Annotated in this window: 12 protein-coding genes; 5 read left to right on the top strand and 7 right to left on the bottom strand. The window is 71.1% G+C overall.

Features of this window, described 5'->3' with window-relative positions; all coding sequences use genetic code 11:
- Positions 1–52: 52 nt before the first annotated feature.
- The 3 genes from gshA to AC3WQM_RS17565 form a co-directional block, all read right to left on the bottom strand.
- Positions 53–1,609, bottom strand: a complete 1,557-nt coding sequence (gene gshA, locus AC3WQM_RS17555) for a glutamate--cysteine ligase (protein ID WP_062477001.1) — start codon at positions 1,607–1,609, stop codon at positions 53–55.
- A 165-nt stretch (positions 1,610–1,774) separates the two neighbouring features.
- Positions 1,775–2,092, bottom strand: a complete 318-nt coding sequence (locus AC3WQM_RS17560) for a putative quinol monooxygenase (RefSeq protein ID WP_159270917.1) — start codon at positions 2,090–2,092, stop codon at positions 1,775–1,777.
- 51 nt (positions 2,093–2,143) lie between these two features.
- Positions 2,144–2,806, bottom strand: coding sequence for an alpha/beta hydrolase (locus tag AC3WQM_RS17565; protein WP_492680463.1), 663 nt, complete (start codon positions 2,804–2,806; stop codon positions 2,144–2,146).
- Between the two features lie 167 nt (positions 2,807–2,973).
- Between AC3WQM_RS17565 and AC3WQM_RS17570 the strand changes: the two genes are divergently transcribed.
- Complete coding sequence (locus tag AC3WQM_RS17570) at positions 2,974–3,450, top strand: Fur family transcriptional regulator (protein WP_492680465.1); 477 nt, start codon at positions 2,974–2,976, stop codon at positions 3,448–3,450.
- A gap of 16 nt (positions 3,451–3,466) precedes the next feature.
- Positions 3,467–4,120 (top strand): FMN-binding negative transcriptional regulator, encoded by a 654-nt coding sequence (locus tag AC3WQM_RS17575; RefSeq protein WP_492680937.1) that lies wholly within the window; start codon positions 3,467–3,469, stop codon positions 4,118–4,120.
- 13 nt (positions 4,121–4,133) lie between these two features.
- Here AC3WQM_RS17575 and zigA read toward each other — a convergent pair whose 3' ends face one another.
- Positions 4,134–5,327 carry a zinc metallochaperone GTPase ZigA gene (gene zigA / locus AC3WQM_RS17580; RefSeq protein WP_492680467.1) on the bottom strand — a complete coding sequence of 398 codons (1,194 nt, stop codon included), beginning with the start codon at positions 5,325–5,327 and terminating at the stop codon, positions 4,134–4,136.
- 110 nt (positions 5,328–5,437) lie between these two features.
- Between zigA and AC3WQM_RS17585 the strand changes: the two genes are divergently transcribed.
- Both AC3WQM_RS17585 and AC3WQM_RS17590 read left to right on the top strand, forming a co-directional pair.
- Entirely contained in the window at positions 5,438–5,854 is a 417-nt protein-coding gene (locus AC3WQM_RS17585; protein ID WP_492680469.1) for a hypothetical protein, read from the top strand.
- Between the two features lie 23 nt (positions 5,855–5,877).
- Positions 5,878–6,456, top strand: a complete 579-nt coding sequence (locus AC3WQM_RS17590; protein WP_492680471.1) for a GNAT family N-acetyltransferase — start codon at positions 5,878–5,880, stop codon at positions 6,454–6,456.
- 2 nt (positions 6,457–6,458) lie between these two features.
- Here AC3WQM_RS17590 and AC3WQM_RS17595 read toward each other — a convergent pair whose 3' ends face one another.
- Positions 6,459–7,370, bottom strand: coding sequence for an SDR family NAD(P)-dependent oxidoreductase (locus AC3WQM_RS17595; RefSeq protein WP_492680473.1), 912 nt, complete (start codon positions 7,368–7,370; stop codon positions 6,459–6,461).
- A 64-nt stretch (positions 7,371–7,434) separates the two neighbouring features.
- Complete coding sequence (locus AC3WQM_RS17600) at positions 7,435–8,307, bottom strand: helix-turn-helix transcriptional regulator (RefSeq protein WP_492680475.1); 873 nt, start codon at positions 8,305–8,307, stop codon at positions 7,435–7,437.
- Positions 8,308–8,398: 91 nt separating this feature from the next.
- On the opposite strand from AC3WQM_RS17600, the gene AC3WQM_RS17605 reads away from it, so the two are divergent.
- Positions 8,399–9,058, top strand: a complete 660-nt coding sequence (locus tag AC3WQM_RS17605; RefSeq protein WP_492680477.1) for a glutathione S-transferase — start codon at positions 8,399–8,401, stop codon at positions 9,056–9,058.
- Here AC3WQM_RS17605 and AC3WQM_RS17610 read toward each other — a convergent pair whose 3' ends face one another.
- Entirely contained in the window at positions 9,059–11,449 is a 2,391-nt protein-coding gene (locus AC3WQM_RS17610) for a PepSY domain-containing protein (RefSeq protein WP_492680479.1), read from the bottom strand. It abuts the gene before it with no gap.
- Positions 11,450–11,477 lie beyond the last annotated feature (28 nt).

The raw sequence follows: 11,477 nt of genomic DNA on the forward strand, positions 1-11,477 counted from the left end.
GGCCATCGGCCAGCGGCGCTGTCGGTGTGCGCCGCCCGCCCCTGGCGGCGCTTCAGGCTGCGACCGGCAGACGGCCGGGGGCCATGCCCAGGCGCGCCGGCGAGACGTACTGCTCGCGGTAGATCTCGAAGGGCATGGTGTCGGCCGCCTCGATGCGCTTTTGCGCCTGGATCGACTCGGCCGTCATCTGCTCGAACCCGGCCTGCTGCGCGGCCGAGAACGGCAGCGCGAGCAGCGCGGCGCGGGTCTGCTCCGACTGGGCGCGCACGAAGCCGACGAAGGAGTTGCCGTGCTGCTGCTCGATGGCCGCGAGCACGCGGGCCGACGGCAGGCTGTCGGGGTTCTCGAGGCCGGCCTTGGCGGCGCGCACCGCGTCGACGTGCTGCGTGCCGCCCTGCGCCGCGTCGAGCGCGGCGGCAATCGGCAGGCACTGCTCGACCAGCTCCAGGCCCCAGTCGGTGAGCCCGACCTCGCGCCCGTCGCGGCGCAGCTTCAGGCCCGGCTCGCGACCGCGCGCGGCCGTGAGGTGCTGGTTCTGCGCCAGGTCGGCGATTTCCTGCGGCGTGTCGTCGGGGCTGTCGTTCAGCAGGCAGTGCAGCAGGAACACGTCGATGAAGCGCATGGTCTGCGCATTGATGCCGACGGTCTCGAAGGGGTCGAGGTCCATCAGGCGCACCTCGACGTACTCCACGCCGCGCTCGCGCAGCGCATGCAGCGGGCGCTCGCCGGAGTGGATGACGCGCTTGGGGCGGATGGTGCCGTAGAACTCGTTCTCGATCTGCAGCAGGCTGGTGCCCAGCTGGTTGTAGTCGCCGCCCAGGTTGCGGATGCCGATGGCCTCGTAGGCCGGCCACGGGCGCGTGAGCGCGTCCTGCAGCGAGGCGCCGTAGCCCTCCAGGCTGTTGTAGCTCACGGCCAGCGAGGCCTGCGCCTCGCTCTGGTAGCCCAGGCGGCCCATGCGCAGCGAGGTGCCGTGCGGCATGTACATGCTGCCGTCGCCCAGCGGCTGCAGCTCGTGCGGGCGGCCCGCGACAAAGCTCGAACACAGGGCCGGCGAGGCGCCGAACAGGTACAGCAGCAGGAAGGCCTGGCGGCGGAAGTTGCGGATGAGCGCGAAATACTCTTCGCTCGACACCTCCGGCAACGACCAGTTGTAGTGGATGCCCGAGATGGTCTGCATGCGGCGGCCATAGCGGTGGCTCAGGCCCATGCGGTACACGCTCTTGGCGCGGCCCACGTTCGACGAGCCGTAGCGGCCGATCGGAATGGTCTCGTCGGTCGGCAGGCCGCAGGGCATGCTCGACACCCACAGGCGCTCGTCGCCGAGCTGGTCGAGCACGCGGTAGGTGAACTGGTGCACCCGCGTGAGCTCTTCGAGCGCCGACTCCACGCCCGCGTGCACGCCCGTGATGAGTTCGAGCTGCGACTCGCTGAAGTCGGTCGTGATGTGCGGATGCGTGAGCGCCGAGCCCAGCGCCAGCGGATGCGGCGTGAGGGCCAGCTTGCCGTCGGGCAGCGCGCGCAGGCTTTCCTTCTCGATGCCGCGACGCATTCCCTTCAATCGCGCGGCCGGGAGTGCACCCAGCCTCTCCTGCAATCTGTTGCTCATGTTCTTATGACCCATCAATCTTCTGTGGGGCTGGAAGGTAGCACGGGCGGACAGGCACTGCTGAAGCAGGGAATCCCGCATCCGGCTATGCTGTTTTTTGCTACCATTTTCATAGCTTCCCTCGCACGCACCACGCGCGTTCTGGCACCGAAGTGCCCTTGGAATTCAGGCCTTGGCGCGGCCCGCCGACAGGTCGATCTCTTCCGACTGGTAGACATGGATCGACGGCACGCCGTCGGCCATGGCCGCGAGCGCCTTGCCGAAAGCGCGCGACGCATCGACGCGAAAGTGCGCCTGCAGCGCCGCCATGTCGCTCCAGCGCTCCACGAAGGTGAGCTGCAGCGGGTCTTGCACGTCGGTCGTGACGTCGTGCGAGATGCAGCCGGGCTCGGCGCGCGAGCGCAGCACGTGTTCCACGCTGATGGCCAGCATCGCCTGCAGGGTGTCGGCCTTTGCCAGCGCGTGTCCGATGACCAGGATCATGGGCTGTCTCCTTCTGTGTATGTCTCGTGGGTTGCCGCAGCGGCCTGTGCTTCAGCGCAGCACGCGCAGCAGGAAATCGTTCAGGTCGGCCACTTCTTCCATGCAGACCGAATGCGCCATCGCGTACTCGTGCCATTCGACGGTGTAGCCCAGGGCGGCGAGCGCGTCGCGCGATTGCGTGGCGCGTGCCAGGGGCACCATCGGGTCTTGCCGGCCGTGGCCGAGGAACACCGGCGTGTCGTGGTTGGCGGCATGGCGCTCGGCCGCGGTGCTGGCCGCCAGCGGCAGCCAGCCCGACAGGCCGACGATGCCGGCCAGGCGCTCGGTGTGGCGCAGGCCGGTCAGCAGCGCCATGGCGCAGCCCTGCGAAAAACCGGCCACCACGATGCGGCTGGCGGCAATGCCGCGGGCCTTTTCATTCGCGATCACGGCCTCGATGGTGGCCTGCGAGCGGCGCAGGCCCGCGGCGTCTTCCTGCACATTGAAATCGGGCCCGGCAATGTCGAACCACGCCGGCATCTGGTAGCCGCTGTTCAGCGTGACCGGAATCACCGGCGCGTTGGGGAACACGAAGCGCACCGGGCCCACGGCCGACAGGTCGAGTTCGCCGGCAATCGGCACGAAGTCGTTGCCGTCGGCACCCAGGCCGTGCATCAGGATCACCGTGGCGGTGGGGTTCGGGGCGGTTTCGATTTCGATGGGAGGACGGGACATGGTCGACAAAGGTATTCAGGAGTGCGAATGCCCAGACCTTAGCGCATTCGGGCGAGCCGGGCCGCGGCGAAACGGCCGGTTGGCTGACTTGCACCTCGCAACATCCGGGCCCCCGGCTGTCCTTGCCGTCGCAAGGGGGCGCCGGATGCAACACAATGGCGTTTCGCATGAAGACCCCCACCCCGCCCCTGAAAAGCTCGTCGTCCCGCCCCACCTTCGACAGCGAGGCGCTGCTGCGCGGCAGCGGGCTGCGCGTGACGCGCGCCGCCCAGACCGTGCTCGAGCTGCTCGAACACGGCTCGCAGCCGCTGACCCACGAGGAAGTGGCCGCCGCCTACACCGCCGCCACGGGCGAGCCGCCCGACCGGGTCACGCTCTACCGCGTGCTCGACCGGCTGGTCGAGGCCGGCCTGTGCGACCGCCGCGTGGGCGCCGACCGGGTCAACCGCTTCGCGCGGCACGTCGACACCGCCTCGGGCAACACCTTCGAATGCGACCAGTGCCACAAGGTGCTGGCCCTGCCCTCCGACCCCGAACTGCCCAAGGTGATGGGCCGGCTCGGCAAGGCGCTGCGCAAGCAGGGCATCGACACGCGGCACACGGCGCTCACGCTGCACGGCATGTGCGGCGACTGTGCCCGATAGTTTCATCGCGCTGCACGTGTACGTCTCCCGGCACCACCGCCAGCCCGACCTCGGCGCGAGCCACGCGCTGATCGACGCGCATCCGCTGGGCGCCTGGGTCGTGCCGGGCGCCGACGGGCTGGTCGCCAACCACCTGCCCTTTCTGCTCGACCGCTCGCGCGGCCCGTTCGGCACGCTGCTCGGCCACGTGTCGCGTGCCAATCCCGTGTGGCGCCAGCTCGATGCCCCGGCCCCTTCGGTCGTGATGTTCCAGGGGCCGCAGGCCTACATCACGCCCGGCTGGTACCCCGGCAAGGCCGAGCACGGCCAGGTGGTGCCGACCTGGAACTACGCCGTCGCTCATGCGCACGGCATCGCGCGCGCCATCGACGACGAAGCCTGGTTGCTCGACCTGCTCGCGCGGCTGACCGCGGCGAACGAGGCCGGCCAGCCCGTGCCCTGGCAGACCACGGACGCGCCCGAGACCTTCATCCGCAAGCTGGCGCGCGCCGTGGTGGGCATCGAGATCCCCATCGACCGCCTCGAAGGCAAGCTCAAGGCCAGCCAGGACGAAGCCCTGCAGGACCGTCAAGGCACGGTGCAGGGGCTGGCCGCCATCGGCAGCGAGAACGCGTCGGCCATGGCCCGGCTGGTGCAACAGGCGATGCAGCCCGGCAGCGCCAGCGACTGAACCGCCCGCGCGCTCACACGTTCCACGACGGAAACGGATCGGGCAGGTTCTGCCACCACGACGGGCCGAAGCGCATCTCGTTGGGCGTGAGCAGGCAGGCATCGAGCCGTGCGCGCAGCGCGGCTTCGTCCATGCCGATGCCGATCAGCACCAGCTCCTGGCGCGCATCGCCGGTGGCGTCGTCCCAGTTCTTGCGGATGAGTTCGAGCCCGTCGGGGTCGGTCGGCCAGTGTTCGCGCGGCACGGCCGCCCACCACAGGCCCGCCACGCCGTAGCGGCAGGCGCCGCCGGCCTGAGACCACGCACCCGCGCGGGTCGGGCGGCTCGCGAGCCAGAAGAAGCCCTTGGAGCGCACCACCCCCTCCCACTCGCCCTGCACCAGGTCCCAGAAGCGCTGCGGATGGAACGGCAGGCGCGAGCGGTAGACGAAGCTGCGGATGCCGTAAGCCTCGCTCTCGGGCACGTGCTCGCCGCGCAGCTCGGCCAGCCAGCCGGGCGCCTGCTCGGCCTGCTCGAAATCGAACAGGCCCGTGTCGAGCACGCGGTCGAGCGCGACGCGGCCGAACTCCGATTCTTCGATGCGCGCACGCGGGTTGAGGCTGCGCAAGATGGCCATCAGCCGCTCGCGTTCTTCGGCCGTCACGAGGTCGGTCTTGTTGACCACGAGCACGTCGCAGAACTCGATCTGCTCGATCAGCAGGTCGACCACGGTGCGCGTGTCTTCGTCGCCCAGCGACTGGCCGCGCTGGCCCAGGCTGTCGGGCGAGCCGTAGTCGCGCAGGAAGTTGAAGGCATCGACCACCGTGACCATGGTGTCCAGCCGCGCCACGTCGGCCAGGCTCTGGCCGTCCTCGCCCGCGAAGGTGAAGGTCTCGGCCACGGGCAGCGGCTCGGAGATGCCGGTCGACTCGATCACGAGCTGGTCGAAGCGCCCTTCCTTGGCGAGCCGCTTCACCTCGATCAGCAGGTCTTCGCGCAGCGTGCAGCAGATGCAGCCGTTGCTCATCTCGACCAGCTTCTCGTCGGTGCGCGACAGCGCGGCGCCGCCTTCGCGCACCAGCGCGGCGTCGATGTTGACCTCGCTCATGTCGTTGACGATCACCGCCACGCGGCGGCCCTCGCGGTTGTGCAGGATGTGGTTGAGCAGCGTGGTCTTGCCGGCGCCCAGGAAGCCGGACAGCACGGTGACGGGAAGGCGATCGGCCATGAGGGCAGGCTCCATAGTTGCAACAGAATTGCATTATATGGATTGACGCAACTCAGTTGCATTTCATGCGAGCGCAGCCGACAGGCGCGCACTCGCCTACCATCCAGCGCATGACCGACTTCTCCGCCTTCGTCGCCCCGCCGCCCTCCGACGCGCCGCACGCGGCCGCCGTCGCCGCCGCGTCGGCCTGCCTCGACCGCTTCACGGCCGCGTTCAACGCCTCGGACACGCGCGGCATGGACGCCGAGCTGCACTTTCCGCACACGATGCTCTCCGGTGCGCAGCGGCTCGACTGGCCCGCGCCCGGCCGGCACCCCGCCGATTTCTTCGACACGCTCAAGGCCGGCGGCTGGGCCTCCACGCAGTACGAGAAAAAGGAACCCGTGCTCGTGAGCCAGGACAAGGTGCACTTCGTCGTGCACTACACGCGGCGCGATGCGGCCGGCGCGGTGCTCAGCACGCACACCAACCTCTGGATCGTCGTGCAGGCCGAGGGACGCTGGGGCATCGCCCTGCGCTCGTACTGATCAAAAAACAAGGACCGTCTCCCATGTCCCTTTCCGCACTGCAGCTCGTCTGGCCCTCGCCCGAGCACCTGCCCGGCTACATCGCCGCACTGGAGCGCGGCTGGTCGCCCAACAACCTGCGGGCCGAAGCCGGTCGCGAAGAGCTGGCGCTGATCCGCAGCGACCCCGAAGGCTTTCTCGCCGGCCTCGTCGACCGCGAGGCCAAGGGCCCGCCCGTCGCGCTGCCCACCGGCGGCACCGTGCCACGGCTGCCGGGCTACCGGCGCTGGCTGTGGGACGGCGAGTTCTGCGGCAGCATCCAGCTGCGCTGGCAGCCGGGCACCAACGCCCTGCCGTCTTACTGCCTGGGCCACATCGGCTACGGCGTGGTGCCGTGGAAAAGCGGCCGGGGCTATGCCACCGCCGCGCTGCGCGCGCTGCTGCCCGATGCGCGCGCCATCGGCCTGGACCACGTCGAGATCACGACCAGCCCCGACAACCTCGCCTCGCAGCGCGTGATCCGCGCCAACGGCGGCGTGCTGGTCGAGGAGTTCATCACCGAGCCCGGGCTCGGCGGTGCGCCCGAGCTGCGCTTTCGCATCGACGTGCGCGCACTCGGCTGACACTACATCTCGAACGCCTCGACCTGCCGCCCGTCGATGTCGGTGAAGCCGTAGGCGCGCGCCAGGTCGGCCACGCGCAGCACCTGGCCGGTCTTGTCGAGCACCTGCGCATCCGCCGCCAGCGCGGCCACGGCGCGGCCCAGGTAGCGCGGCGATTCGGTGCGCGCCAGCGCGGGTCGCTCCTGCCAGTGCGCCTCGTCGGTCTTGTGGCCCGCGAGCACGAACTCGGTGCGCATCCAGCCCGGCGACACCGCCACCGAGGCCACGCCGTGCGGCTGCAGTTCCTGCGCGATGCCGAAGGCCAGCCGCGTCATCGAGGCCTTGGCGAGGTCGTAGAACAGGTTGCCGCGCAGGTAGTGGCCGCGGTCCCAGAAGGTGGTGGTGACGATCAGGCCCTGCTTGCGGCGCACCATGCCCGGCGCGGCGCAGCGGCTGGCCACGAGGTGGTTGCGCACGCCGCGATCGAACATCGAATCCCAGTTGGCCAGCGGGTGCTCCCAGAACGGCGCTTCGAACACCCCCGTGAAGGTTTCGTGGCCGCCCCAGGCGTTGTTCACGAGCAGGTCGAGCCGGCCCTGCTCGCGCTCGACGCGCGCAAACAGCGCCGCCACCTCGTCTTCCTTCGTGTGGTCGCAGGCCACGGCAATGCCGCGCCCGCCCAGTTGCGTGACCTCGTCGGCGGTGTCGTCGATGGTGCCGGGCAAGGCCGCCAGCTCGGACAGGGCGAGCAGCTGGCCGTAGCTGTCGGCCGGCCGCGCGCGGGTGCTGCGCCCGGTCACGTACACGGTGGCGCCGGCCGCGCCCAGTTCCTGCGCGATGCCGCGGCCCGCGCCGCGGCTGGCGCCGGTGACCACAGCCACGCGGCCCGCCAGCGGGCGGTGCGCGGCGTCAGGGGTGGAGGGGGCTGCTGTCATGTGTCGTTGCTCCTTCGTTCGGTGAGGGTCCTTGGGCAGGACAAGCGGCCACGATAGGCCGGCCTCAGCGCGCCGTCTTGGAAGAAACCGAAACCCGGCGCCCGAGGAACTCGGTGGGCGTCACGCCGCACAGGGCGCGGAACTCGTTGACGAGGTGCGACTGGTCGTAGAACCCGTGGTCCAGCGCCATGTCGGCCCAGGCCGGCGCGCTGTGCAGGCGCAGCGCGCGCAGGCAGGCATGCAGCCGCGCGAGCCGGCCCCAGGCGCGCGGCGACAGCCCGACGTGCGCATGAAAGAGCTGTTGCAGCCGGCGCTCGCCCACGCCGACGGCCTGCGCCACCTCGCGCAGCGCCTGACGCCCGTCGGCGGCGGCGATGAGCCGTGCGGCATGCATCGCGGCGGCCGGCGGCGTGCCGTCGCCGGCTTTCTGCAGGCGCTTCATCAGGGCCTGCTGCAGCAGCTGCGCGCGTGCGACATCGCCGCGCGCTTCGGCCATGCGCGCGAGCAACGTGGTGCCCTCGCCGCCCCAGAGTTCGTCGAGGTGCACCGCGCGGCCCGCGATCTCGCCGGCGGGCACGCCCAGCAGCGCCGCCGCCGCGCCGGGGCGCAGCGCCACCGACAGGCCTTCCACCGTGTCGCGCATCCGCACCACGGCCGGCGCGGCGAAGGCGCCGATGGCTTCGACCGCCTGCCCCGGCGCGTCGTCGGCCGAGGGCGCGTCGCCGAAGTTGAAGACCAGCCGGATCGCGCCGTCGGGCAGCACGCGCTCGCGCACCTCGTGGCCGGGCGCGAAGGTCTCTCGGTACATCAGCTGGTGCGACACATGCGACCGCAGGGCCGGCGCGATCGGCAGCACCTGCAACGTGCCGTCGGGCACGCCCGACTCCGGCCCGTGCAGCGGGTCGTCGTGGAGCCGGAGGAAAAGACGTTCGCCCATGGCGGTCGATTGTGAGGAAAAACCCGCCGCCGCGCGACCCGGCCCGATGGCTCGACAATCGGCCGGCTCCCGCTGTTCATCTCTTGTTCGCATGCCCGATTCCGCCCTCCCCGTGCTCTATTCGTTCCGCCGCTGCCCCTATGCGATGCGGGCCCGGCTCGCGCTGGTGGCGAGCGGGCAGCGCTGCGAACTGCGCGAGGTCGAGCTGAAGCGCAAGCCCGCCGAGATGCTCGCGGCCTCGCCCAAGGGCACTGTCCCCGTGCTGGTGCTCGACGGCGGCGCGGCGGTGCTGGAGCAAAGCCTGGACGTGATGCTGTGGGCGCTGCGCCGCCACGATCCGCTGCGCTGGCTGACGCCGGAGCGCGGCACGCTCGACGACCTGCTCGCGCTGGTGGCGGACTGCGACAACGGCTTCAAACCGCTGCTCGACCGCTACAAGTACCCGGCGCGCTACCCCGCATCGGAAGGCTCGGCGCGCGACGAGGGCGCGCGCTTCCTGCAAGGGCTCGAAGACCGGCTCACGATGTCGGCGCAACTGGCCGGCGCGCACGCCACGCTGGCCGATGCGGCACTGATGCCCTTCGTTCGGCAGTTCGCTATGGTCGATATGGCCTGGTTCGACGCGCAGCCCTGGCCGCGCCTGCAGGCCTGGCTCGCGGGCTGGACCGCGTCGGAGATGTTCGCGCGCGTCATGGCCAAGCACGCGCCCTGGCAGGCGGGCGAACCGGGCGTGGACTTTCCGCCCGGCTGATCAGTACACGTCGCGGCGGTAGCGCCCTTCGGCGATGAGCGCGTCCATGCCGCTCTCGCCCAGCACCTCGGTGAGCGCCGCATCCACGCCCGGCGCCATGCCTTCGAGGCTGCCGCAGACGAAGACGATCGCGCCCTCTTCGTCCACCCACTGCTTCAGCACCTCGCCAGCCTCGCGCAGGCGGTCCTGCACGTACACGCGCTGCGCCTGGTCGCGCGAGTAGACGAAGTCGGCGCGCGCGACCAGACCACCGGCCTGCCATGCCGCGACCTCGTTCGCGCCGAAGCCGTCGTGCGCCGCCTGCCGCTCGCCGAACACCAGCCAGTTGCGGCCATGCCCGCGGCGCGCACGCTCGCGCAGCAGCGCGCGCAGGCCCGCAAAGCCCGAGCCGTTGCCGATGAAGATGCAGGGCCGTGCGTCGTCGGGCAGTGCGAAGCCCGGGTTGGCGACAAGGCGCAGCGCGAGTTCCGTGCCCATCGGCGCGCCGACCGTGAGCCAGCCCGAGGCCACGCCCAGGCCGTTGTCGTGCCGTGCCTGCCGCACCAGCAGCTGGACGGCGCCATCAGAAGGAATCGACGCGACCGAGTAGCTGCGCGGCGCGGGCGCCGGGGCGCCGTCGTCGTGCATCTGGCGCGGCACGATCTCGACCAGTGCGCCGGGCGTCCAGTCCATCGCGCCGCCACTGACGCGCCGCAGCTCGATCTCGAACAACGGATCGCCCTGGCTGCCCGCATTGAGCAGGCGCCGGCCGTCGAGCCGCCAGGCTTCGAAAGCCGGCGCGGTCGACACAGGCCACGCGGCATCGCGCACCCCGAAGGTCTCGCGCAGCGCATCGTGCCAACGCGCGAGCGCTGCCGGGTCTTCGCCGTCCACCTCGATCATGGGGAACAGCGGCTGCGCGCCCTGGTTGTGCAGGTCGTGGTCGAGCTTGCGGCCGTAGCCGCAGAAGGTCGCGTAGTGGCGGTCGCCGAGCGCGAGCAGTCCGTAGCGCAGATGGCGCAAACCCGGGCCGCCCTGCCGCGCGAACGCACGGGCAAAGGCGCGCGCGCTGTCGGGTGGCTCGCCCTCGCCGAAGCTGCTCGCGACCCACAGCACCTGGCGGAAATGCAGCAGCGCATCGGCGCTCAGTGCCGACACAGGCCGCACCACCGCCGCGACACCGGCCGCCTGCAATGCGCTGGCCGTCTGCAGCGCGAGGCGCTCGGCATGGCCGGTCTGGCTCGCGAAGGCGACCAACACCTGGCCCGCGTCGCCCGCTGTGGTGGGCACGGCGGCCGCATCGAGCCGCGCACGCTCGGCGCGCACGGCCTTCGCGGTGCGGCGGCGGCCGAGGTACATCATCCAGCCGCTGATCGCGAACAGCGCGAGCCCCAGGCTCGTGAGCATCATCACGATGCGCCCCGGCAGGCCCCAGTAGGTGCCCATGTGCAGCGGGTAGATGCTGTTCACGAGGCGGCCCGCGAGCGGCTTGTCGGCATAGCGTTCGTGGCGCAGCGTCTCGCCGGTCGCGGCGTGCAGGTACAGGCGGTTGCGCGCGCGCTCGTGCTCGGGGTGCGTGCGCAGGTAGTTGGCCTCGACCTGCGCCCCGTTGCGCGCGGGCAGCCGCAGCGTGACCAGGGCCCAGTCGCCCCCCGTGGTGTCGACGAAGGCCTGCCAGACGCGCGCCAGGTCGAGCGTCACTGGGGCATCGGCCGGCGCGCGTTCGGTGCGCACCACGCGGCCTTCGCCGACCGCGCCGTCGACCGCCTTGCGCAAGCCGTCGAAGGCCCAGTACATGCCGGTGGTGGTCGACACCACGTAGGCCAGCAGCGCGACGGTGCCGACCACCGCGTGCAGGTTCCACAGGAAGGCGCGACCGCGCAGCGCGAAGTCGATGCGCAGCCACTGGCGCCACGCAAAGGGCCGGCGCGGCCAGCGCAGGTACAGGCCCGAGAGCGCGAGCAGCAGCAACAGACCGGCCAGCGAGCCGGTGATGGGCTTGCCGTCGTCGCGCGGCAGCAGCAGCCAGCGGTGCAGCTCCTCGACGAACTCGAAGAAGTGCTCGCCCACCGGATCGGGCAGCAGCGCGCCGGTGGCGGGATCGGCGAAGCGCGTCTCGCCGCGCCGCTGGCCGGGCGGCGGCGCGAAGCCGACGCGCGCGGGGCGCCCGGGCTCGGCGAACACGGTGAGCGTCGCGATGCGGCGCCCCGGCGAATCCGCCTGCAGGCGCTCGAGCAGCGCGGGCGGCGCCTGCGGTGCGGCCGAGGCCGCGGGGATCGGGTTCAGCAGGTCGGTGATCTCGGCGCGGAACGACAGCGTCGCCCCGCTCAGGCCGATGACGACCAGCACGCTGCCCGCCGTGATGCCGATGAACCAATGGATCTGGAACCAGACGCGTCGCAGCAAAGCCATGAAAAACAGAAGAAAACGAGAAACAGGA

The organism is Variovorax sp. FW301-JW7 (assembly GCF_058788795.1).